We start from the raw sequence: 21,128 nt of genomic DNA, 5'->3' as shown, positions 1-21,128 counted from the left end.
CCGCGCACTAACGTGACGGCGCGGGGGCGCACGGCGTCCCCCACCAGCCGAGCAGCAACGAGGACCGATGACCCAGAACAAGCCGCCGCACGCCGAGCGTCGCCGAATAGCCCAGGAGAAGATCGCCGCCCAGCGCGCGGCGGAGGCCCGGCGTCAGCGCACGATGACCATCGCGATGACCGTCGGCGGCGTGGTACTCATCGGCGGAATCGTCACCGTTGCTGTCTTCGCGGTCACCAAGGCCAACAACGACAAGACGAAGGCCCAGGCCAGCGCCGCCGCGCACGACCCGTCCATCGACAAGAGCGCCACGCTGCTCGCCTCCACCGCCACCCAGGCCGACGGCGGCGACGTGGACGGCATCGTCAAGAGCAACTCGATGGAGCAGACGGTCTACCACATCCACTCGCACCTCCAGGTGTTCGTGGACGGCAAGCAGACCACCATCCCCTACGGCATCGGCATCGTCCCGCCGTACACGCTGCAGCAGCAGACGGACGGCACGCCCTTCGTGGGCGGCGGCAAGTCCTTCTACTTCCTGCACACCCACGACGAGAGCGGCGTCATCCACGTCGAGTCGCCGAGCCAGAACACCTACACCCTCGGCAACCTCTTCGACCTGTGGAACCAGCCGCTGAACAGCGGCGCGGTCGCGGGCCACAAGGGCACGGTGACCGTCTTCGTCGACGGCAAGCCGTACACCGGGGACGTGCGCGGCATCGTCTTCAAGAACCTGGAGAAGATCCAGATCGACGTCGGCACCGCCACGCCGTACAAGGACTGGACCTGGCCCTCCGGCTACACCAAGTAGCGGCTCCGCGATGACCCCCGAGGACGAGTCGGCCGAGCTCGCCGAGCTGGAGGCCCTCGAGGCCGAGGCCGAGGCGCTGGAACGCGCCGCGGCCGCCCGCCGAAGCGGCGGCGGGCTCGCGAGCGCCCGCCGGCCCCTGCTGGTGCAGGGACCGCTGGTCGCGTTGCTCGCGCTCGTGCTCCTCCTCTGGGGTCACGCCGGACGCTCCGACACCGCCTCCGCCGCGGGCACGGGCGCCGCTCCGGCGAAGCTGGCGATGTTCACCCCCTACCTCGACCCACCCGCGCGCCCCGCCGGCCCGGTCGACGCGTACCTGACCATCCGCAACGGCGGCGGCTCCGACGACCGCCTGCTCAGCGTCACCACCCCGTGGGCGGCGTCGGTGGCAATCGTCGACGCGTCCGGCCGTTTCCTCCCCTGGGCGACGATTCCTGCCAGCGGCTCGATGACGCTCCGCCCGGGCGGCACCCACCTCGCCCTCACCGGCCTGCGCCGTACCCCCAAGCTCCACGACGTCATCCAGCTCGACCTGACCTTCACCACCTCCGGCACGGTCCACGTCTGGGCCCCCCTCGGCCCGCCCGGCAGCCTCACGGTCGAGGAGGTCATGCACGCGATGACGTGGATGGACCGACTCCCGCCGGCAGGGTCCTGACTCGCGCCAAGGCGGCCGCTACGGGGCTTCCGGTTGCGCGGTGATCCACTCAGCGACCACATCGAAGATCGAAAACTCGGGCTTGGCGTGGATCTCGCGGAAGAGGCGAGGCGCCTCCGGCCCTTCGAGCGAGGCTCGCATGGCCTCCATGGAGGCCCGGTCCCGCCAGAGGGTCTGAATGCGCCAGGCTCCGTCCGGGCCGCGCAGAATCTCGGTCTGGATGAGGCCCTCGGGGAGCGGCTGGGAGATCAGGTGGCGGTAGGCGGCGATCAGGCGGCCCTCGTGTTCAGCGGCAACGGTGACGTTGGCCTCGGTCAATACCCAGCTCATCATGACCAACCCCTTGCCGAGGACTCTGCGCTGACCGATCCCCTGTCGCCACGCTAACCCCGGCCCGCAGAGCCTGCCCGGCGGCCCTGGCGGTATCCGCGCGGCGTGGCAGGCCGGGTGCGGCTACTCCGTGGGCGGTTCCGCGCCGACGCGCTGGTAGTCCGCAGCGGCGAGGATCCGCTGTTCCGTGGCGTGGGCGACGACCGCCCGGTCGGCGTCTTCGGGGTGTGCTTCTGCGACGGCTTGGAGGCGGTCGATCCAGTCGGGGTTGCTGCGGGCGGCGGTGGCAAGGTCGGCGGCCTGAGTCGGCGTCAGGTGGGCTACGTACCAGGGGTCGCTGCGTGGGGGTGTCGCCTGGCGTTCCGCCTCGTGTTCGGCGCGGCCGACGACCGTGGTCGTTTCGGCGGCGCGCCGGCGGGCGGTCTGGGTGCGCCGGGCGTAGGCGGGGTCGGGACCGATGCCGGCGTCGCGGACCAGCTTGCGCACGTGAGCGGCGGTCCATGGGGACGCGTCGGCGATGGCTGTGCGGCTGACGCCTTCGGCGCGGTAGGCGGCGAAGATCGCTTCTTCGACGGCTTTGCGTGCCTGGTCGAACATGGCGGTGGCCGCTTGGACGGCGGCGATGTGCGGTTCGTCGTGGGCGGTCATGTCTCCAGGGTAGCGATGAAGTCAAGCGCTGAGATTCAGCGCAAAGAATCATCGCCGCCGGAGCGGGCGTGCGTCACGGCCAGTCGTCGGCGCCGCCGTCGCGCCACACCACGTCGTCGAGGCTGTACACATCGTGCTCGGCGAGGAGCGTGACCAGGTCGGCCTTGGTGACGGCGATGCCGATCTCCTCCGCGTCGACCTCGACGGTGCGGCCGACGGGGACTCCGGGCCCGGTTTCGATTCCCCAGACGATCACGTGGTGCTCGGTCATGTCAGTCCCTCGTCGATTTCCTCGCCCGGCGCGTGGCTCATGAAGTAGGCGTAGGCCGCAGGCGCGGCCTCGATGGCGGCCTGCTGCTCCTGCGGTGTCGCCCGGGGCATGTCGAAGCACTCCTGTGAGCAGCGGTCCCAGGGCGTCCATGGCGTCACCTGGCCGCAGCCCGCGCAGACCATGATCCCGACCCCGGGCGGGCCGCTCACGGAGACTTCTCGACGGCAACGGATCCGCTCATGCCGCGACGCTCTGCGAGTGCGCGTGCGCGGCCTGTGCCGCCCCGCCTCGGACCGGCGCCGTGTGGACTGCTGCCCTGAAGCCTTCAGCCGTGTGGCGCGCCTCGGCCTCGCTGCGCAGCCCCGTCAAAGTCAGCAGGAGTTCGTCGGTGTCCTCGCGTCGCAAGCCCAGGGTCCATTCGTCGGGGCCGGTCTTGGTGACGGTGAAGGCCAGCTTCATAGGTCACCTCTGTTCCTGCCGGATCGGTCGCTGCTATCCAGCGTGCGACCCACCGGATCGGACGGCATCTCGAACTGCTTGAGAGCTCGGTCAGCGCCAGACGACGCAGCCGCCCGCTTCCAGTCGTGCGAGCAGGCTCGGATCCGCGGCAACCGGGTTCCAGCGCAGGTCCAGGCGTTCCATTGACGGCAGCTCCGCGAGCCAGTCGGGCAGGGCGGTGATGCGATTGCTGCGCAGGTCCAGGCGACGCAGCAGCGGGAGGCCCTCGAGCTGGGGCGGCACCTGCGCGAAGGCGTTCTCACGCAGCTCCAGGTCACGCAGGGCCACCAGGCCGGTCACCGAGTCCGGGAGGCGGTCGAGCCGGTTACCGCGCAGCGAGAGTTCGCGGAGCTGGTCCAACCCGCCGAGGGAGTCGGGCAGGCCGGTGAGGCCCGCGTGCTGGGCGCGGAGCTCCACCAGCGCGCGCATGGAGCCCAAGGAGTCCGGCAACGTGCCGAGTCGGTTCTCGCTCACGTTGAGGTAGCGCAGCCGCGTCAGCCGGCCCAGCGTCTCGGGCAGCCGGGTGAGGCGGTTGTCGTGCAGGTAGAGGCAGTCGGTCAGGCTCGTCAGTGCGCCGATCTCCTCCGGCAGCTCCGTGAGGGCGTTGTGACCCAGGTCCAGTGTGCGCAGCCGCCGGAGCTCCGCCACGCGTGGTGAGAGCGAGGTGAGCGCGTTCTCCGCCAGGATCAGCACGTCCACATCGCCCCGGTCCCACACCGTGTCAGGAACCTGGCCAAGGCCGTGCTGCCACAGGTTCAGCGTCTCGGCGGTCTCCGACATCCGGTCCCCCACGCGTCTTGCGAACGTTCCCATCAATGCCTGCGCCATGCCTTGACGCCCCGTCAGGACAGGCTCAGAATCCGTGAATCGGCTGTGAACGTTACCATGAAGCCGGGAGGCGCCCGTTGTCCGAACCGCTCATACCGGAACAGCCAGTCGCCGCACAGGACGGCCCCACACCGCTGTTGGAAGCCCGTCGGGTGACCAAACGCTTCGGCCATGTCCAGGCGCTCGACGGTGCCGACTTCGCCGCGTTCGCCGGCGAGGTCGTCGCCCTCGTCGGCGACAACGGCGCGGGGAAGAGCAGTCTGGTCAAGGCGCTCTCCGGCACGCTGCGCCCCGACGGCGGCGAGATCCTCGTCGACGGACGCGCGGTGCAGCTCGCCACGCCGCTCGACGCGCGGCGGCACGGGATCGAGACCGTCTACCAGGATCTCTCCCTCGCCCCCGACCTGGACGCCGCCGCCAATCTCCACCTCGGTCGCGAGCTCTGTCGCGGCGGTCTGCTCGGCCGTCTGCACGTGCTGGACCGGTCCGCGATGCGGGCGGCCGCGATCGCCGCCTTCGCCGAGTTGGGGGTGGACCTGCCCGACGTGGCGGTGCCCGTCGCCGCGCTCTCCGGCGGGCAGCGGCAGTCGGTCGCGGTGGCCCGCGCGGTGGCGTTCGCGAACCGGATCATCTTCATGGACGAGCCCACCGCCGCGCTCGGCGTGGTCCAGCGCGGGCGGGTGCTGGACACCATCCGGCGGGTCCGCGACCGGGGTATCGCCGTCGTGCTGATCAGCCACAACATGCCCGAGGTGCTGTCGGTCGCCGACCGCGTCGAGGTGCTGCGGCTCGGCCGCAGGGTCGCGCGCTTCAGCGCCTCGCGCACCTCCGTCGAGGAGTTGGTGGGCGCGATGACCGGTGCGCTGGACGGCGGTGCGGCATGAAAGCGCAGTCCGACATGACGACGCAGAGAGCCTTTCGAGCCCTCCGCGCCCTGCCCGCCCTCCGCGCCCTGCGCCGGGTCGGCTCCGCGCAGGAGTCGTGGACCTTCGGAGTCCTCGTCCTGCTCGTCGTCTTCTTCACCCTCGCCGCTCCGAATACCTTCCTGACCGCTTACGACCTCACCCAGATCGCCACCAACGCCGCCATCTACCTCGTCCTGGCCGTCGGCATGACCTTCGTGATCATCGTCGCCGGGATCGACCTCTCCGTCGGCTCGGTGCTGGTTCTGGCAGCGGTGCTCTCCGGCGAGTACACCCTCCACCACGGCGGCGCCGCCTCCGGCTGGGTGACGATCGCCGTCAGTTCCCTCATCGCGCTGGGCACCGGTCTCGCCTGGGGTGCGCTCCAGGGCTGGCTGGTCGCGAAGGCGAAGGTGCCGCCGCTGATCGTCACCCTGGGCGGCTTCGGCGCGGCGCTCGGCATCGCCCAGATCATCACCGGCGGCCAGGACCCGGCCGGGGCCGTCTCCGGGACGCTCCAGCACGACATCGGCTTCGGCAAGCTCTTCGGCCAGATCCCCTGGCTGGTCGTGATCGCCTTCGCCACCACCCTCGTCTTCGGCCTGGTCCTCGGCTTCACCCGGTTCGGCCGCCACACCTACGCGATCGGCTCCAACCCGGAGGGCGCGCGGCGGGCCGGCATCGCCGTGGACCGGCACCTGATCAAGGTCTACGCGCTGATCGGACTGCTCGCCGGGCTCGGCAGCATCATGTGGCTGGCCTACTTCGGTACGACCTCCATCGCCGGGCACGCCACCGACAACCTCAAGGTCATCACGGCGGTCGTGCTCGGCGGCGCCAGTCTCTTCGGCGGGCGCGGTTCCGTGCTCGGCACCGTGATCGGGGTCTTCATTCCCGCCGTGCTCACCACCGGATTGATCATCATCGGCGTCCAGCAGTACTGGCAGGACGTCGCCATCGGCGGCGTCCTGGTCCTCGCCGTCTACCTCGACCAGCTCCGCAGACGTTCGATCCAGAGAGGAACTCCGCCATGAACAGGCGCGCGATGAACAGACGCACCACCCACGCGATCGGAAGCTGCGCGGTCCTGGCCCTGCTGGCCGCCTCGGCCGGCTGCTCCAGCTCCGGCGGCGGGCCCGGCACCCCGTCCGGCTCCGGCAAGAAGACCATCGAGCTGATCACCGGCGTCAAGAGCGATCCCTTCTACATCACGATGTCCTGCGCCGCGCAGCAGGAGGCGGCCAAGGTCGGCGTGAACCTCAAGGTCGACGGTTCCGCGCAGTGGGACGTCGCGGTCCAGCGGCCGATCGTGGACTCGGTCGCCGCGACCCGCCCCGACGGTCTGCTGATCTCGCCGGTCGACACCACCGCGCTCACCCCCTCGCTCCAGCAGATCCAGGGCGCGGGCACCAAGGTCGTGCTGGTGGACACCTCGGTCACCGACACCTCCATCGGCGTCTCGCGGATCTCCTCCGACAACGAGGCGGGCGGCCGCGCGGCCGCGAAAGCGCTGGCGCAACTGATGGGTGACAAGGGTTCGGCCATCGTCATCAGCGTCAAGCCTGGCGTCTCCACGACCGATGCGCGGATCAAGGGCTTCACCGAGGAGATGCAGGCCAACCACCCGCACATCACCCTGCTCCCGGTCCTCTACGACAACGACCTGCCGGCGACGGCCGCTTCGCAGATCCAGTCCACGCTCGCCGCCCACCCCGACCTCGGCGGCGTCTTCGCCGGAAACACCAACACCGCCCAGGGCGTCTCCACCGGCCTGCAGGCGGCGGGCAAGCAGGGCAAGGTCAGGGTCTCCGCCTTCGACGCCGAGCCGGACGAGATCACCGCGCTGCGCAACGGCACGCTGGACGTGCTGGTCGCCCAGGACCCGGGCGGGATCGGCAGGCAGGGCGTGGACCAGGCCCTGGCGGCGATCCAGGGCAAGCCGGTGACCGCGACGATCGCCACCACCATGGTCGCCATCACCAAGGCGAACATGGACGACCCGAGCGTCAGCAAGTACTTCTACAAGTCCGCCTGCTGAGATCTGCGGCTGAGATCTGCGCTGAGAGCCGCCGCTGATACCGGCTCCTGAGACCGCCTGGTAGAGGGGACCGCACGAGTTGAAGCGCCCGACTGTCAAACGTCCCACCATGAAGGACGTCGCCCGCGCCGCGGGGGTGAGCCCGATGACGGTCTCCCGCGTGGTGTCGGGCGAGCCGGGTGTCTCCGCCGAGCGGGTGGCGCTGGTCGAGCAGGCCGTGCGGCGGCTCGGTTACCGGCGGGACGACAACGCGCGGCGGCTGCGGCAGAAGGACGTGCGCAGCTCCATCATCGGCCTGGTGGTGGACGACCTCGCCAACCCCTTCTACGCCCTGATGGCCCGTTCGGTCGAGGACGCCGCCCGCAGCCGCGGCTACCTCGTCCTGGTCGGCAGCACCAACGACGAGCCCCGCCGCGAACGTGAGGTGATCGCGGCGTTCTGCGCGCGCCGGGTGGACGGACTGGTCCTGGTCCCCACCAGCGGCGGGCACGGCTTCCTGAAGCGGGAGATGGACGGCGGCACCAAGGTCGTCTGCGTGGACCGGCCCGCCCACGGCCTGGCGGTGGACACCGTCACCGTCGACAACCGGGCCGGCGCCCACCGGGCCGTCTCCCACCTGCTCGACCTGGGCCACACCCGGATCGGCTACCTCGGCGACCGGCTCGACATCTGGACCCAACGCGAGCGCCACGCCGGGTACCTCGAGGCGCTCGCCGCGCGGGGCATACCCGAGGCGCCCGAGCTGGTCCGGCACGGACTGCGCGGCCGGGCGGACGCGGCGGCGGCCGTCGCCGAACTGCGCGCCCAGGTCCCGCGGCCCACGGCCCTGTTCACCAGCAACGACCTGATCACCCTGGGCGCGTTGGACGTTCCCCCCGTCGGCAAAAACGAGGGGACCCACGGCGGCTGCGCGATCGTCGGCTTCGACGACGTCCCCCTCGCCGAGCGCCTCGACCCGCCGCTGTCGGTGGTGAGCCAGGACCCGGCCGCGCTCGGCGGCACGGCGGCGAGCCTGCTCTTCTCCCGCATCGACGGCGACCGCGCCGCGCCGCGCTCCGTGGTCCTGCTCACCCGCTTCATCCCGCGCGGATCCGGCGCGGGATGAAGCGGGTGAGCTACGAGCTCGGCGGCAGCGCCTGCTCCGCCCAGATGGTCTTGCCGGCCGGGCTGTGCCGGGTGCCCCAGCGGGTGGAGCACTGCGCCACCAGCATCAGGCCGCGGCCGCCCTCCTCGAAGGTCCGCGCCCGGCGCAGATGCGGCGCGGTACCGCTCGCGTCGGAGACCTCGCAGGTCAGCGCGGAGTCCCGGATCAGCCGCAGGCGCATCGGCGAGCGCCCGTACCGGATCGCGTTGGTGACCAGCTCGCTGACCACCAGCTCGGTCACGAAGACCAGTTCCTCCAGCCCCCACACGGCCAGCTGACGCGAGGCCAGTCGGCGGGCCTCGGAGACGAAGGCAGGGTCGGGCGGGACCTCCCAGTCGGCGACCTGGTCCGCGCCCAGTCCCCGGGTGCGGGCCAGCAGCAGTGCGACGTCGTCCTCGGGCCGCTGCGTGGTGAGCGCGGCCAGCACCTGGTCGCAGGCGTCGTCGAGGCTCGGCCCGGCGACGGCCAGCGAACGGCGCAGCGCCGCCAGCCCCTGGTCGATGTCGCGGTAGCGGGACTCCACCAGACCGTCCGTGTAAAGGGCGAGCAGGCTGCCGACAGGCAGTTCCACCTCGACCGTCTCGAACGCCAGGCCGCCGAGCCCGAGCGGCGGTCCGGCCGGCACGTCGAGGAACTCCACCTGCCCGTCGGGTGTGCGCAGCGCCGGAACGGGGTGCCCGGCGCGAGCGAGCGCGCAGTGGCGCGAGATCGGGTCGTAGACCGCGTAGAGGCAGGTCGCGCCGATGTCCCCGGCGCCGTCCGCTCCCCCGCCGTCTGCGCCCCCGACGTCAGTGCCCGGGGCCTCACTCTCGCCGGCCGCCGCCTGCGCCTCCGCCGCCTCCGCAGCTTCCGCCGCGCTCGCCTCGGCCGCCGCGTGGGCCTCCGCGTTCAGGCTGATGACCAGGTCGTCGAGGTGCGAGAGCAGTTCGTCCGGAGGCAGGTCGACATCGGCCAGCGTCCGCACCGCCGTACGCAGCCGGCCCATGGTGACGCTCGCGTGCAGACCGTGCCCGGTGACGTCGCCGACCACGAGCGCGATCCGGGTCCCGGACAGCGGGATGACGTCGAACCAGTCTCCGCCGATCCCCGCCTGCGCACTCGCGGGCAGATAGCGGGTCGCGACCTCGGCGGCAGCTTGGCTGGGAGCGCGCTGCTGGAGCAGGCTGTGCTGGAGCGTCAGCGCGGTGGTCCGCTCGCGGGTGTAGCGGCGGGCGTTGTCGAGGCAGGCGGCGGCGCGGGCGACGATCTCCTCGGCCAGCGAGAGCTCTTCCGGGCTGAACGGTTCGGCGGCGGCCGAGAGGCGGCTGAAGACCGCGACGCCGAGTGTCGTCTCACGCGAGACGATCGGAACGGCCAGCAGCGAGACCAGTTCGTGGTCACTGGCCCACGCGGCCCTGGCTTCGTCCTGCGCGAACCACTCGACCAGAGCGGGGTCGCCCGCCGTGTAGGCCCCGGATCGTCCGTTCGCCAGACAGAGCGCCGGAGGCGAGCCGACCGGGTAGGTGCCGCGCTCGCCCACCTCCACGACGCCCGCGCCGCTGCCCGACCCCCGTGCGCTGCCCGAACCCGGCGCGCCGCTTGCCCCGGTCCAGGCCTGCGCCGCCCGGCGCAGCAGTACCGCGCCGCTCAGCGGCCCGGCCGCCGGTTCGTCGCCGTGGAAGACCCCGTCCAGCAGGTCCACGCTGGCGAAGTCCGCGAACCCGGGCACGATCACCTCGGCCAGGTCCTGCGCGGTGCGGCCGACGTCGAGGGTGGCGCCGATGCGCTCGGCGGCGGCGTTGAGCAGCGCCAGGCGCTGACGCGCCGTGAACTGCTCGGTGAAGTCGACCGCCGTGACCGCCACCGCGTCCAGGCGCCCGTCCGCGTCGCGCACCGGGGTGTACGAGACGGCCCAGGCGTGCGCGCCCGGCTGACCGGGCGGACGGACGTAGGTCTCCAGGGTCTGCGGGACGCCGGTACTGGCGACCTCCTGGATCAGTCGTGCCGACTCCTCGAAGACCGAGGCGTCGATGTGGTCCAGCGGCCCGCTGGTGCCGTCCTGCAGCTCGGTCGGCAGCCGACCGCGCAGCTCCGCCTCCACAAAGCCGCCGAGTCCGGCCATCGCCTCGTTGATCCGCAGGAGCCGCCCGGAGACGTCGCAGAGCATCCAGGGCACCGGGGACTGCTCGAAGGCGCGCGCGGTCAGGGCGGTCAACTCGGTCTGCTCGGTCAGCTCGGTCAGCGAGCTCGGCCGGTCCGGGTCGGCGTCACGGGGCTGCTCGGGGCTGGCTGCGGACATGATCCGATCATCACGCGCCCGGTGCCTCTGCGCCACCGAGCGGGGGCGAGCGTCACCCGTGCCGGGTGTTCTGCTCCCTCGTTCAGCGGTGCCGGGATGCAGCCACGGCGAATCGGCCGCTGGATGGAGGAGAGGCGTCATCTGATGACTGTTCAGCTGACTGGTCAGCGCAAGCGAAAGCGGGGTCCTCGTGGTCAGAATTCCGGTGGGCAGGGTTGCTGCGGGCAAGGTTGCTGCGGGCAGAGCCTCGCTGGGCAGGGGCTCGGTGCGCAGGGTGCCCGGGAGCGGGGTGGTGACCGACCGTCTGATCGCGCTCGACCTGGGCACCTCCCGGGTCCGCGCCTGGCGTCCGCGCCAGGGTGTGGTCTTCGACGAGCCGTCAGTCGTCGCCTACGACCTCAACCGGGGCATCGCCTTCGCCTTCGGTGAGCCGGCCCAGCAGATGGTCGGCCGCACTCCGCCCGGCATGGGCACCGTGTCGCCGCTGAACGGCGGCGCGGTCACCGACTTCGACGCCGCCAGGGTGCTGGCCCGCCACGTGATCGACACCGCCCGCCCCGGACGGTTCGCGCTGCGTCCGACGGTGGCGACAGCCGTTCCGGTGGAGAGTCGCGGGATCCACCTCAAGGCACTCGAACAGGCGCTGCTCCAAGCCGGCGCGGCCAGGGCCGTCACGGTTCCGACGCCGCTCGCCGCCGCCGTGGGCGCAGGCATGCCCATCGAGCGCGAGACCGGCAGCATGGTCGTCGACCTCGGCGGCGGGACCAGCGACATGGCCGTCTTCGCCTTCGGCCGCATCGTCAGCGCCTGCTCGCTGACGGTGGCCGGCGTCGCGCTGGACCGCGCACTCACCACCTGGGCCCGACGCCGCCACCGTGTCGACCTCGGCCCGGCCGCCGCGGAGCAGGTCAAGATCGCCGCAGGCGAGGGCCGACTCGTCGAGGTCAAGGCGCGCCGCACGGAGTACGGAACGCCGGTGCTGGCCCAGTTCGCGCCCGAAGAGGTGCACCAGGCCGTCTCACCGGTGGTGGACGTGATCGTGCAGGGCATGGGCAACCTGCTCGCCCGCTGCCCCACCGAGCTGAGCGCGGACATCACCGAGCACGGCATCGTCCTCACCGGCGGCGGCGCCCGCGACGCGTGGCTCTGCGCGACACTGCAGGAGCGCCTGGCGCTGCCCGTCCACCTCGCGCCGGACCCGGAGACCTGCACCGCCCGTGGCCTGGGCGTACTCGGCGCGTCCGCGCGCGGCGCGACGCACGTGGACGCGCACTCGTCGGTCAGGTAGAGGGCGGGGCCGTCGGGCGGGAGATCATTCCTGTGCTCCGGCTGTGGGAGACTGGCCCGTCTCCCCCCGACCGGAAGCGAGTGACTAAACCGTGGGCGCGAACTGGCGGCCGATACCCGACGACGTGCGCGGGACCGCCCGCCGCCTGACCGAGGAACTCCGCGGCCTCAAAGACCGCAGCGGCCTCTCGCTCACTCAGATCGGCACGCGCACGCACTACAGCAAGGCGTCCTGGGAGCGCTGGTTCAACGGCAAGCGGCTCATCACCGAGCACGCGCTGGAGAGTCTCGCCGTCTCCGTGGACGAGAGCGCCCGCGCGCTCCTGCCGCTTCTGGAGCAGGCTCTCCTCGAAGCCGAGCAGAGTGCGGAACCCACGCCGGCCGGTCAGCGGCCGGCTGCCGCCGAGGCGGTAGCCGCGCCTGCCGCGACCGGGGCGTCCACCGCAGCACCCTCCCCCACGGCGCGGCCTCTCGCGGCGCCGACTTCCGCGTCACCGTCCCCCGCGTCGCCGCCGCTCGCGACGCTGCTCCGCGACCGGTGGCGACGGCACTACCGCAGCGTGCTGCTGGCCGTCACCTCGGCGCTCATCGGTGCGACCGGCGGCGCCTATCTCGCCGCCCCGAGCAGCAATCCCACCCCGCAGGCACTCGGCCCCGGGCCGGTCCAGCATTCGGCCACACCCGGCAAGAGCGCCACGCCGCCTCCCTGCGACGGGGTCGGCTGTGCCGGCAAGGACCCCCAGTCGACGGGCTGCGTGACCGACTCGAAGAGCCTGGTCACCACCAATGTCGGAAAGATCGTCATCTACCTGCACTACAGCGCGCGCTGCCACGCCGCCTGGGGCGGCCTCACCAACGCCGAGCCCGGCGACTTCGCCACCATCTCCACCACCGCCGGTGACGAGCAGACCGCGAAGGTCCACTGGGGCTTCGACAACTACTCGATGATGGTGGACGCCAGCGACCCGGCCGTCGGCCTGCGCGTCTGCGGCTACCCGCCGCACGGCCACGGCTGCACGAACACCCTCTCGCCGCCCGTCGCACATTCCTGACACAGCAAATGTCTCTGAATATTTGACGCCCGGGCAGTACCCCCGTGCTGCCCGGACGCCGTTCGACGACAACTCTGCCCGACGGAATCGGGCCGATTGGCCGGCAGCGGTGTCCCACAGCCCATACCCGGCCGTCTCACGGCTCTGACCTGCTGTTTGAGACGGGAAAGAGGAAACGGGCCGTCGCCGGGAGAGGTGGGACGAGCGTTCAGCGGCCTGCCAGTTCGCGCAGTGCCCGGGTGAATTCCGGGGTCCGCTCCGCCAGAACTCCGAAGAACTCAGGCGCGCTCAGCTCCGGATACCGACCGGGGCGCGCGGGCCCGAGCGTCCACCCTCAGGCGCGCCTCGGATCTCCTCGGGCAGCCGGTCGATCCAACGGACGGTGCCGCGCGCGGTGGCGATGCCGAAGTCCAGCGTGGCCAGGAGATAGGGGTCGGCGGCGGCTTCGGTGAGCTCGGCCCGGACGCGCAGATAGCCGGCCAACAGCTCCGCCTGCTGCCGTCGCTGCTCGGCGAGCATCGCGGCCAGCTGCTCCCTTGGCATGTGGCGACCCAGGCTGACGAAGAGCAGCAGCGGCAGTCGCACCGTCGCTTCGCCAGGACCGCGCGCCGCCCAGTCGGAGAAGGCCCGTCGCCCGGCCTCAGTGATCTCGTACGGGAGGGCCTCGCGGCGACCGGGCGTCCCCGCGCTGACCAGGCCGGTCTCGGCCATCCGTGCGAGCTCGCGATACACCTGGCTCCGCGTCAGCGACCAGAACGGGCCGATCATCGCCTCGGCGCGGGCCACCAGGTCCCAGCCGGTCTGCGGTCCGTCGTGCAGGAACCCGAGCAGGGAGGCCGCCGTCGGGTTGACCTCGCTCACGGGGTCAGGAACAGCGTGTGGAACCGCAGGCCCAGCCAGGGCTTTCGCCCGTACGCCAGCGCCGCGCCGGTCGCGGTCGCACGCCACAGCGGCCGGCGGGCGAAGCCGATGAGCAGCGCGGCCTCGCCGGTCAGCGAGATCACGCAGTCCACGCCGCTCGTGCTGTTCGTCGCGTCGTCGCCCACGTTCTCGCACCAGGCCCGGCCTTCGGCTATCCGCAGCACGAACGGCCTTCCGCCACGCACCCGCAACTCGAAGCCGTAGTCACGCCCTCGGACGCCCCTCGGATCGACCAGCAGCGGCAGCATGCTGCTCATCACCGTCGGCGCCACGGCCGCCGCCGCCGGGCGGGCGAGCCGTGCGTTCCGACGGCCGAGGGCGCGGTCGAGGTCGAGGCCGTGCACCAGCGTCTCGCTGACCGCCAGTGCGGCCAGCGTGCCGAGCGGCAGCGAGATGCCCGACCCGTACCAGGGCGTCGGCCGGAGCTCGGCGACGTCGATCTGCCGATCCGGCGCCAGCGCGGCGAGCAACTCCCCGGCCTGAGACCGCAGTTCGTCCGCAGCCTCGGTCGGACTCCCGAAGCCGACGGCCGCGACGCTCGCCGCGTTGGCGGCGGCGACGCTCTGCGGCAGCGACGCGGCCCCCGCGGTGACGAGCTCCATCCCCTCCGGCAGTCGCTCACCGCGGATCGTCGCCGCGAAGACCCGGTAGACGACGGTGAGATGAGCGACAAGCTGTTCGCTCGTCCAGTCCAGACCGGGAACGCGCTGGTCCAGGCGCGCACACGCGTGGATCGCCTGCGCCAGCCGCTCGCTCTCGTCCCGCAGGGCCGCGCGCAACACGTTCAGGTCGGGCTCGACGGTCATCATGGCGAGGAGTCTGGGGCCGCCGGAGCCGTGCGTCAAGATCTGTCACTGTGGACGGTCACGACCGTCCACAGTGACAGATCCGTGCTACCCGCTCTGCCGCTGTCAGCCCTTCGTCACACAGGCGTTGGCCGCGTTGGACCAGAGGCCCTGGAGATCGAACGTCCCGGTGCCGAGCGGCACGTAGGCGTCCAGGTTCTGGCACTCGTCCCCGATCTCACCGCCGCGTCCGTTCCAGCCGATGCTGGGCCAGAAGTCGGTGACCGTCTCGGCGTACTCGTGCGTCTCGGTGGACTCGATGCCGGAGAGCATCCGGCCGTCCGTGAAGGTGGTGCAGGCACCCGCACCCAGGTCCGGCACGTACGGCAGGTTGGTGTAGGCGAGCGTGCCGTAGCTGGACGTGGTCTTGTCGTGCCAGGCGCAGAAGTTCGAGGTCGGGAAGTTGTCCGGGTGGGTACCGGTCGCCGAGACGACCACGTACTGCGCGTTGAGGTTCGGCGCCTGCGTGGTGTTACCGAAGTGCGCCGCGGCGGACGCGGCTTCGGCGGCGATCTGGGCAGCGGTCGCGCTCGACGGCGCGGCCGCGGCGTTGTCGAACCAGACTCCGGCGAGCGGGCTCGCGCCCGGGTGGGTCACGTGGGTGCCGTTGCTGCCGCAGGTCGTGGTGCCGCTCGGGACGCCCTCGCAGTATTGGGTCAGGATGGTGCCCCAGGTGTCCTGCGCGCCATAGAGGCCCTTGAACATGTTCTGCAGGTCGGGCGCCACGCCGGCCGGGTCGCTCGACCACTGGGAGCCCCAGAAGACCAGGTAGACCTGGGGCGTCGGCGACACCACGCCCTGGGTTCCACTCGACCGCACGCTCAGCGTGTTCCGGCTCTTCAGGGTCACGGCGGACGGGGAGGCGGACACGGGCGCGGTGCGGCTGATCGGCTTGACGCCGTGGTGCGCTGCGACGGCCGGCCCCGAGGGCACGGTGTGCGCCTGGGCTCCGGTACTGAGGGTGGCCGCCGCGAAGGCGGCGAGGGAGAGTGCGGCAAGGGTGCGGGCCGCCGTTCCGAGCGTGCGTATGCGCACAGTGGTCCCCTTGGGGTCGCGCGGTGTTCGACCACGACGTGGCCACCCGGGAACCTAGCGTCGATTCGGCTGTAATGTCCATGGCGCGAACGTCCAAAGACCGCAAATCCTCCGGCCGATGAATGTATGTCAGAAACATTCTCCGGTGTGACAGCCGATAGACCGTCAGAACCGCACAAGCTGCACGGTCCGGTGCGCCGCGCCTCGCGCGCCTCCGCCACGGCCTCCACCCGGGCCCGCCCGGGGTGCGCCGCGACTCAGCGGGCGTACCCGCTGCCGCGACTCCCGGCGCCGACCGCCCGCTCTGCCCGGCCCCCGATCTGCCCTGTCCGCCCGCTCCGTCGGCCGCCGCATTGGGCCAACCGGTCGAACGAGGCCGTGTCGATGGGTGTGTCCGGACTCCTTCGGCACCTCGGAGGGCTTGAATCGGAGCGCCGTCGTGGGGGGTGCGACGGACGGGAGCCGCGTAGGCGGCCCCTGCAGCTGGTTCGTTCAGCCGCCTCAGCGGCGTGTCGTGGAAGGCCCACATCGTGATCAAGCACCCTCTCAAGCGCGTCGCCACCGCCACCGCTGTCGTCTCGTTGGTCCTGGCCGCGGCGGCCTGTGGCAAGGCCGGGACTTCGAGCTCGTCCTCGTCCTCGGCGAGCGCGGGCAGTTCAGGGGCTGCGGCGAGCGGGTCGATCGGACTGCTGCTGCCGGAGAACACCACCACCCGCTACGAGCAGTTCGACAAGCCGCTCTTCGAGGCGAAGGTCAAGGCCCTCGCGCCCAACGTCGAGATCAAGTACGCCAACGCCGGTGGCAGCCCGCAGACCCAGGCGCAGCAGGCCACGACGATGATCAACGCGGGCGTCAAGGTCCTCGTCGTCGACGCGCAGGACTCGGCCCAGATCAAGTCCTCGGTGGATGCCGCCAGGGCCAAGGGCATCAAGGTCGTCGCCTACGACCGCCTGGCCCAGGGCCCGGTCGACGCCTACGTCTCCTTCGACAACGTCAAGGTCGGCCAGCTCCAGGGCCAGGGCCTGCTCGCCACCATGGGCTCCAAGGCCACCCCGTCCGCCAAGATCGTGGAGATCGACGGCGACTCCGCCGACCCGAACGCCGCCGACTTCAAGAACGGCTTCCAGGGCGCGGTCAAGGGCAAGCTCGACATCGCCTACGACGCCTCGGGCCTGTGGAAGCCCGACATCGCGGCGCAGAAGGCCACCGCCGCGATCAACCAGCTCGGCGCGTCGAACATCGCCGGCTTCTACTCCGCCAACGACGGCATGGCCGCCGGTATCGCGACCTCGATGAAGAACGCCGGTCTCAGCGCCCTCCCGCTCACCGGCCAGGACGCACAGCTCGACGCGATCCAGCGGATCGTGGCCGGCACCCAGTCCTTCACCATCTACAAGGCCTACAAGCCCGAGGCCGAGGCCGCCGCTGAGCTGGCGGTCGGCCTGCTGTCCGGTCAGATCCCCTCCAACATCGTCAACTCCACCAAGACCAACGGCTCCGGCAACCAGGTCCCCTCCGACCTGCTGACGCCCGTCCTGGTCAACAAGGCCAACATCAAGAGCACCGTCGTCGCCGACGGCCTCTGGACCGTCGCGCAGATCTGCACCCCCGACTTCGCGGCGGCCTGCAAGTCCGCGGGCCTCTCGTGACGAGCTCGCTCGCACCCGCCGGCCCGCCGGAGGGCTATGCGCCCTCCGGCGGGCCGGTGCTCGCCCTGCGCGACGTCTCCAAGCGATTCGGCGCCGTGCAGGCCCTCTCCGACGTCGACCTCGACGTGCACACCGGCGAGGTCGTCGCCCTGGTGGGTGACAACGGCGCCGGCAAGTCGACGCTGGTCAAGACGATCGCCGGGGTGCACCCGATCGATGAGGGCGTCATCGAGTGGGAGGGCCGCCCGGTCTCCATCCACCGGCCGCAGGACGCGCAGCATCTCGGCATCGCGACCGTCTACCAGGACCTCGCGCTGGCCGACAACCTCGACGTCGTCGCCAACCTCTTCCTCGGCCGCGAGCTCACCACTCGCGGCACCCTGGACGAGGTCACCATGGAGAAGCGCGCCCAGGAACTGCTGGACACACTCTCCATCCGGATCCCAAGCGTCCGGATCCCGGTGGCGAGCCTCTCCGGCGGTCAGCGCCAGGTGGTGGCGATCGCCCGCTCGCTGATCGGCGACCCCAAGGTCGTCATCCTCGACGAGCCCACCGCCGCGCTCGGCGTGGAGCAGACCGCGCAGGTCCTCGACCTGGTCGAACGGCTGCGCCACCGGGGCCTCGGGGTGATCCTGATCAGCCACAACATGGTCGACGTGCGGGCAGTCGCGGACACGGTCGCCGTGCTGCGGCTGGGACGCAACAACGGCACCTTCCCGGTCCGGGAGACAACCCAGGAGAGCATCATTTCCGCCATCACCGGGGCCACGGACAACGCGGTGACCCGCCGTCAGGCCAGGGCCACGGAACAGCGCCCGGAGGGAGACGCATGACCGACCCCCTCGTACCCTCCCCGGGTTCCGATCCGACGCCCCCGCCCGCGGTCCCGCCGCCCGTCGACCCGCGCCTGCTGGTCCGGCAGGAGGGCTGGCGCGGATATGTGCACGAGTTCCGCCGCAAGATCCGCGGTGGCGAGCTCGGTTCACTGCCGGTCGTCATCGGCCTGGTGATCATCTGGCTGATCTTCAGCCTCAAGGACAGCGCGTATTTCAAGGCCACGAACGCCGAGTTCATCGCCTACTACATGGTCGGGCTCGGCCTGCTCTCCGTGGGCCTGGTCTTCGTACTGCTGCTCGGCGAGATCGACCTGTCGGTCGGCTCGGTCAGCGGCCTGTCGGCAGCGCTCTACGCGGTGCTTTCGGTCACGCACCACTGGAACGCGTGGGTGGCGGTCATCGCCACGCTCGCGGCGGGCGCGGCCATCGGGGCGTTGCAGGGGACGATCTTCGCCAAGATCGGCGTGCCCGCCTTCGTGGTCACCCTGGCCGGCTTCCTGGCCTGGCAGGGCGTCATGCTCTGGCTGCTCGGATCGACCGGCACGATCAACCTGGAGGACAAGGGCCTCAACCACTACCTGTCCGGCAACTCGTTCTTCCTGAACGGCCGCATCATCGGCGCCTATCTCCTGGCCGCGATCGCCGTGGTGGGGATGCTGGTCGGGCTGCTCCTGCTGCAGCGGCGCAGGAAGGCGGCAGGCGTCCCCTACCGGCCGACCGGCGAGCTGCTCTTCCGCACGGGCACGCTGGCGGTGGGTGCGTTCCTGATCGCCTGGGTGCTGAACCGGGCGACCGGCGTGCCGAACAACATGGTGCTCTTCCTGGTGGTGCTGGTCGTCTGCGACTTCGTGCTGCGCAGGACCACCTACGGCCGCAAGATCTTCGCGGTCGGCGGCAACATCGAGGCCAGCCGCAGGGCCGGTATCAGCGTGTCGATGGTCCGGATCTCGGTCTACTCGATCTCCGGCTTCTTCGCGGCGCTGGGCGGTCTGGCCATCGCGGCCACCACCAACGCGGCCGGTCAGGCGGGCGCCGACCCGAACAACCTGATGATGGCCATCGCCGCGGCCGTCATCGGCGGCACCAGCCTCTTCGGCGGTCGCGGTCGCGTCTGGTCCGCGCTGCTGGGCATCCTGGTGATCGAGTCGATCAACTCCGGGCTCTTCATGCTCGGTCTGACGCTGGACATCCAGTACATGATCACCGGCGCGGTGCTGCTGGCCGCAGTCGTGGTCGACTCGCTGTCGCGCCGCACGCAGAAGTCCTCCGGGCGGGCGTAGGTCGTCCGGGCTCGCATTGGGCTTGCATCGCCCGCGGTTCCTTGTGGGAGTCGTCGTGGGAGTCACATGATTTCCACAAGGAACCGGTCCAGCATCCCGTCGTGGAAATCCTGCAGACCCCCGCACTCGGCGACCGCTACCTGCTCTGTGAGCTGCTCGGCAGCGGCGGCATGGCCGAGGTCCACCGGGGCCGCGACCTGCGCCTTGACCGCACCGTCGCGGTCAAGGTCCTCCGTCCCGAGCTCGCCGCCGACCCGGTCTACCGGGTTCGCTTCGGCCGCGAGGCCCGCGCCGCGGCCTCGCTCAACCACCCGTGCGTGGTCGCCGTCTTCGACTCGGGCGAGGGCGCGGGCCGGACCATGGACCTGCCGTACCTGGTCATGGAGTACCTCCCAGGCCGCACGCTGGCCCGCCTGCTGGCCGACGAGGGGCCCCTCCCGGCCCCGCAGGCCCTGCGGATCACCGCCGACCTCCTGGACGCGCTCGATCACGCCCACCGCCACGGGATGATCCACCGCGACGTCAAGCCGGCCAACGTCATGGTCGCGGACGACGGTACGGTCAAGCTGATGGACTTCGGCATCGCCCGCAGTATGGACGCGTCCGCTCAGCAGACGCTCACCGCCGCAGGCATGGTCGTCGGCACGGCCGACTACCTCTCTCCCGAGCAGGCCCGGGGCGAGCCCGTCGACGCGCGCACCGACCTGTACTCCGTCGGCTGTCTGCTCCACGAACTGCTCACCGGCGAACCGCCGCTGACCGCGGCGACCCCGCTGGACACCATCTGGCGTCGCATCCGCGAGGACGCCCCGGCTCCGTCGCTCCTCGCCCCGGCCCTCTCACCGGCCGTCGACGCCCTGGTCGCGCGTGCGCTCGCCCGCGATCCGGCCCAGCGGTACCCGGACGCGGCCACGATGCGCGACGCGGTGACGGCGGTGCTGGGTGCGGAGGAGCTGGGCGCGAGTCCGGCCCGAACGGCGATTGTGCTTGCCGGTGCGGGGACGGGCGCGGGTGCGGGCGCAGGTACGGGCACGGCAGATGTCGCCGGCCTTCGGGTGGTTCCGACGCTACCGCCGACAGCGACGCCGCGGGCTCGGCGGCGATTCGGGAAGAAGCTGGTCACCGTGACCGCAGGGATCGCTCTCGCCGTCTCCCTTGGTGCCTGGTTCGGCTTCGGCCCCGGCAGCGGCGCCGCCGCCACCCACGGCTCCGGCGCACCCGGATCGCTGCGGGCTCCCGACCTGACGCAGCTGAGCCTCAGCCATGCCCGCCACCTGCTCCAGGGCATGGGTCTGCGCGTCGGCCACATCGGCGTCGGCAGCTGTACGGGCAGCGCAGCCGCGCCGCGTACCGTCTGCGCGCAGCTGCCCGCGGCCGGGACCGCGCTGCCACGAGGTGCGACGGTTGATCTGTCCGTCTCTCGCGCGCCCGCGCTTGCCCCCGGCTCGTGAGCGCCTTAACTTCGAGATGTGATCAACGGCGCCCATGTGGTGATCTACAGCAGCGACGCGGCGGCTGACCGCGACTTCTTCCGGGACGTACTCGGCCTGCCAAGTGTCGACGCGGGCCGCGGCTGGCTGATCTTCCAGGCCCCACCGACGGAGATCGCCGTCCATCCGACCGAGGCGGTGCACTCGCACGAACTCATGCTCATGTGCGACGACCTGACGGCGACGGTCGCCGAGCTTGAGGCCAAGGGCGTCGAGTTCACCCGCCCGGTCCAGGAGCTGGCGTGGGGACTGCTGACCGGACTGCGCCTGCCGGGCGGGGGCGACCTGGCCCTCTACGAGCCACGTCACCCCCTCGCTCATGGCTGAGCG

General features: G+C 71.4%; 23 protein-coding genes. 13 read left to right on the top strand and 10 right to left on the bottom strand.

Annotated features, from left to right (window positions below):
- Window positions 1-67 precede the first annotated feature (67 nt).
- Window positions 68-811 carry a hypothetical protein gene (locus tag ABIA32_RS29120; RefSeq protein ID WP_370101818.1) on the top strand — a complete coding sequence of 248 codons (744 nt, stop codon included), beginning with the start codon at window positions 68-70 and terminating at the stop codon, window positions 809-811.
- Between the two features lie 10 nt (window positions 812-821).
- Window positions 822-1,466: a copper chaperone PCu(A)C gene (locus ABIA32_RS29115; RefSeq protein ID WP_370101815.1), complete on the top strand. Its 645-nt coding sequence runs from the start codon at window positions 822-824 to the stop codon at window positions 1,464-1,466.
- 18 nt (window positions 1,467-1,484) lie between these two features.
- On the opposite strand, the gene ABIA32_RS29110 is transcribed toward ABIA32_RS29115, so the two are convergent.
- From ABIA32_RS29110 to ABIA32_RS29085, 6 genes are all read right to left on the bottom strand, one after another.
- A complete protein-coding gene (locus ABIA32_RS29110) occupies window positions 1,485-1,799 on the bottom strand; it encodes an antibiotic biosynthesis monooxygenase (protein ID WP_370101812.1) in 315 nt (104 codons plus the stop codon).
- 120 nt (window positions 1,800-1,919) lie between these two features.
- A complete protein-coding gene (locus ABIA32_RS29105; RefSeq protein WP_370101810.1) occupies window positions 1,920-2,444 on the bottom strand; it encodes a hypothetical protein in 525 nt (174 codons plus the stop codon).
- A gap of 73 nt (window positions 2,445-2,517) precedes the next feature.
- A complete protein-coding gene (locus ABIA32_RS29100; protein ID WP_370101808.1) occupies window positions 2,518-2,715 on the bottom strand; it encodes a hypothetical protein in 198 nt (65 codons plus the stop codon).
- The gene (locus tag ABIA32_RS29095; RefSeq protein WP_370101806.1) at window positions 2,712-2,924 is read right to left on the bottom strand and encodes a hypothetical protein; all 213 of its coding nucleotides are present in this window, start codon (window positions 2,922-2,924) and stop codon (window positions 2,712-2,714) included. Before ABIA32_RS29095 ends, ABIA32_RS29100 begins: the two co-directional genes overlap by 4 nt.
- A gap of 28 nt (window positions 2,925-2,952) precedes the next feature.
- Entirely contained in the window at window positions 2,953-3,174 is a 222-nt protein-coding gene (locus tag ABIA32_RS29090; protein WP_370101804.1) for a hypothetical protein, read from the bottom strand.
- Window positions 3,175-3,264: 90 nt separating this feature from the next.
- A complete protein-coding gene (locus ABIA32_RS29085) occupies window positions 3,265-3,993 on the bottom strand; it encodes a leucine-rich repeat domain-containing protein (RefSeq protein ID WP_370101801.1) in 729 nt (242 codons plus the stop codon).
- 200 nt (window positions 3,994-4,193) lie between these two features.
- On the opposite strand from ABIA32_RS29085, the gene ABIA32_RS29080 reads away from it, so the two are divergent.
- The 4 genes from ABIA32_RS29080 (at window position 4,194) to ABIA32_RS29065 (ending at window position 8,086) form a co-directional block, all read left to right on the top strand.
- Window positions 4,194-4,925, top strand: a complete 732-nt coding sequence (locus ABIA32_RS29080; RefSeq protein WP_370101798.1) for an ATP-binding cassette domain-containing protein — start codon at window positions 4,194-4,196, stop codon at window positions 4,923-4,925.
- Window positions 4,926-4,939: 14 nt separating this feature from the next.
- Complete coding sequence (locus ABIA32_RS29075) at window positions 4,940-5,977, top strand: ABC transporter permease (RefSeq protein WP_370101795.1); 1,038 nt, start codon at window positions 4,940-4,942, stop codon at window positions 5,975-5,977.
- 11 nt (window positions 5,978-5,988) lie between these two features.
- Complete coding sequence (locus ABIA32_RS29070) at window positions 5,989-6,981, top strand: ABC transporter substrate-binding protein (protein WP_370101792.1); 993 nt, start codon at window positions 5,989-5,991, stop codon at window positions 6,979-6,981.
- Between the two features lie 109 nt (window positions 6,982-7,090).
- Window positions 7,091-8,086, top strand: a complete 996-nt coding sequence (locus ABIA32_RS29065) for a LacI family DNA-binding transcriptional regulator (RefSeq protein ID WP_370101789.1) — start codon at window positions 7,091-7,093, stop codon at window positions 8,084-8,086.
- A gap of 10 nt (window positions 8,087-8,096) precedes the next feature.
- Here the strand turns inward: ABIA32_RS29065 and ABIA32_RS29060 are convergent, their stop codons facing one another.
- Window positions 8,097-10,403, bottom strand: coding sequence for a SpoIIE family protein phosphatase (locus tag ABIA32_RS29060; RefSeq protein WP_370101786.1), 2,307 nt, complete (start codon window positions 10,401-10,403; stop codon window positions 8,097-8,099).
- Between the two features lie 292 nt (window positions 10,404-10,695).
- On the opposite strand from ABIA32_RS29060, the gene ABIA32_RS29055 reads away from it, so the two are divergent.
- Together ABIA32_RS29055 and ABIA32_RS29050 are read left to right on the top strand one after the other, a co-directional pair.
- Window positions 10,696-11,691, top strand: a complete 996-nt coding sequence (locus tag ABIA32_RS29055; protein ID WP_370101783.1) for a rod shape-determining protein — start codon at window positions 10,696-10,698, stop codon at window positions 11,689-11,691.
- A gap of 91 nt (window positions 11,692-11,782) precedes the next feature.
- Window positions 11,783-12,742: a DUF2690 domain-containing protein gene (locus ABIA32_RS29050; RefSeq protein ID WP_370101780.1), complete on the top strand. Its 960-nt coding sequence runs from the start codon at window positions 11,783-11,785 to the stop codon at window positions 12,740-12,742.
- 288 nt (window positions 12,743-13,030) lie between these two features.
- Here the strand turns inward: ABIA32_RS29050 and ABIA32_RS29045 are convergent, their stop codons facing one another.
- The 3 genes from ABIA32_RS29045 to ABIA32_RS29035 all read right to left on the bottom strand — a co-directional run bounded on the left by ABIA32_RS29045 (window position 13,031) and on the right by ABIA32_RS29035 (window position 15,543).
- Window positions 13,031-13,603: a PadR family transcriptional regulator gene (locus tag ABIA32_RS29045; RefSeq protein ID WP_370101777.1), complete on the bottom strand. Its 573-nt coding sequence runs from the start codon at window positions 13,601-13,603 to the stop codon at window positions 13,031-13,033.
- Window positions 13,600-14,472, bottom strand: coding sequence for a maleylpyruvate isomerase N-terminal domain-containing protein (locus ABIA32_RS29040; protein WP_370101775.1), 873 nt, complete (start codon window positions 14,470-14,472; stop codon window positions 13,600-13,602). Before ABIA32_RS29040 ends, ABIA32_RS29045 begins: the two co-directional genes overlap by 4 nt.
- A gap of 102 nt (window positions 14,473-14,574) precedes the next feature.
- Entirely contained in the window at window positions 14,575-15,543 is a 969-nt protein-coding gene (locus tag ABIA32_RS29035; RefSeq protein WP_370101772.1) for a hypothetical protein, read from the bottom strand.
- Window positions 15,544-16,076: 533 nt separating this feature from the next.
- Between ABIA32_RS29035 and ABIA32_RS29030 the strand changes: the two genes are divergently transcribed.
- From ABIA32_RS29030 to ABIA32_RS29010, 5 genes are all read left to right on the top strand, one after another.
- A complete protein-coding gene (locus tag ABIA32_RS29030) occupies window positions 16,077-17,192 on the top strand; it encodes a sugar ABC transporter substrate-binding protein (RefSeq protein WP_370101856.1) in 1,116 nt (371 codons plus the stop codon).
- Complete coding sequence (locus ABIA32_RS29025; RefSeq protein WP_370101770.1) at window positions 17,189-18,025, top strand: ATP-binding cassette domain-containing protein; 837 nt, start codon at window positions 17,189-17,191, stop codon at window positions 18,023-18,025. Before ABIA32_RS29030 ends, ABIA32_RS29025 begins: the two co-directional genes overlap by 4 nt.
- Window positions 18,022-19,308 (top strand): sugar ABC transporter permease, encoded by a 1,287-nt coding sequence (locus ABIA32_RS29020; protein ID WP_370101767.1) that lies wholly within the window; start codon window positions 18,022-18,024, stop codon window positions 19,306-19,308. The genes ABIA32_RS29025 and ABIA32_RS29020 overlap by 4 nt, the downstream gene beginning before the upstream one ends.
- A 101-nt stretch (window positions 19,309-19,409) precedes the next feature.
- Window positions 19,410-20,759 carry a protein kinase gene (locus tag ABIA32_RS29015; RefSeq protein ID WP_370101764.1) on the top strand — a complete coding sequence of 450 codons (1,350 nt, stop codon included), beginning with the start codon at window positions 19,410-19,412 and terminating at the stop codon, window positions 20,757-20,759.
- An 18-nt stretch (window positions 20,760-20,777) separates the two neighbouring features.
- On the top strand, window positions 20,778-21,125 hold the full coding sequence (locus ABIA32_RS29010) for a VOC family protein (RefSeq protein WP_370101761.1): 348 nt from the start codon (window positions 20,778-20,780) through the stop codon (window positions 21,123-21,125).
- The last annotated feature ends 3 nt before the right edge of the window (window positions 21,126-21,128 follow it).

The organism is Streptacidiphilus sp. MAP12-20, assembly GCF_041262525.1.
In the GTDB taxonomy this organism is placed as follows: domain Bacteria; phylum Actinomycetota; class Actinomycetes; order Streptomycetales; family Streptomycetaceae; genus Streptacidiphilus.
This window is presented reverse-complemented; position numbering and strand designations above follow the sequence as displayed.

What these genes read in the sequence shown, in the direction of transcription:
- ABIA32_RS29100 (WP_370101808.1), bottom strand. Translation starts at nt 2,715, where the DNA reads ATGACCGAGCACCACGTGATCGTCTGGGGAATCGAAACCGGGCCCGGA.
- ABIA32_RS29110 (WP_370101812.1), bottom strand. Translation starts at nt 1,799, where the DNA reads ATGATGAGCTGGGTATTGACCGAGGCCAACGTCACCGTTGCCGCTGAA.
- ABIA32_RS29105 (WP_370101810.1), bottom strand. Translation starts at nt 2,444, where the DNA reads ATGACCGCCCACGACGAACCGCACATCGCCGCCGTCCAAGCGGCCACC.
- ABIA32_RS29090 (WP_370101804.1), bottom strand. Translation starts at nt 3,174, where the DNA reads ATGAAGCTGGCCTTCACCGTCACCAAGACCGGCCCCGACGAATGGACC.
- ABIA32_RS29040 (WP_370101775.1), bottom strand. Translation starts at nt 14,472, where the DNA reads ATGATGACCGTCGAGCCCGACCTGAACGTGTTGCGCGCGGCCCTGCGG.
- ABIA32_RS29120 (WP_370101818.1), top strand. Translation starts at nt 68, where the DNA reads ATGACCCAGAACAAGCCGCCGCACGCCGAGCGTCGCCGAATAGCCCAG.
- ABIA32_RS29020 (WP_370101767.1), top strand. Translation starts at nt 18,022, where the DNA reads ATGACCGACCCCCTCGTACCCTCCCCGGGTTCCGATCCGACGCCCCCG.
- ABIA32_RS29085 (WP_370101801.1), bottom strand. Translation starts at nt 3,993, where the DNA reads ATGTCGGAGACCGCCGAGACGCTGAACCTGTGGCAGCACGGCCTTGGC.
- ABIA32_RS29115 (WP_370101815.1), top strand. Translation starts at nt 822, where the DNA reads ATGACCCCCGAGGACGAGTCGGCCGAGCTCGCCGAGCTGGAGGCCCTC.
- ABIA32_RS29065 (WP_370101789.1), top strand. Translation starts at nt 7,091, where the DNA reads ATGAAGGACGTCGCCCGCGCCGCGGGGGTGAGCCCGATGACGGTCTCC.
- ABIA32_RS29060 (WP_370101786.1), bottom strand. Translation starts at nt 10,403, where the DNA reads ATGTCCGCAGCCAGCCCCGAGCAGCCCCGTGACGCCGACCCGGACCGG.
- ABIA32_RS29075 (WP_370101795.1), top strand. Translation starts at nt 4,940, where the DNA reads ATGACGACGCAGAGAGCCTTTCGAGCCCTCCGCGCCCTGCCCGCCCTC.
- ABIA32_RS29070 (WP_370101792.1), top strand. Translation starts at nt 5,989, where the DNA reads ATGAACAGACGCACCACCCACGCGATCGGAAGCTGCGCGGTCCTGGCC.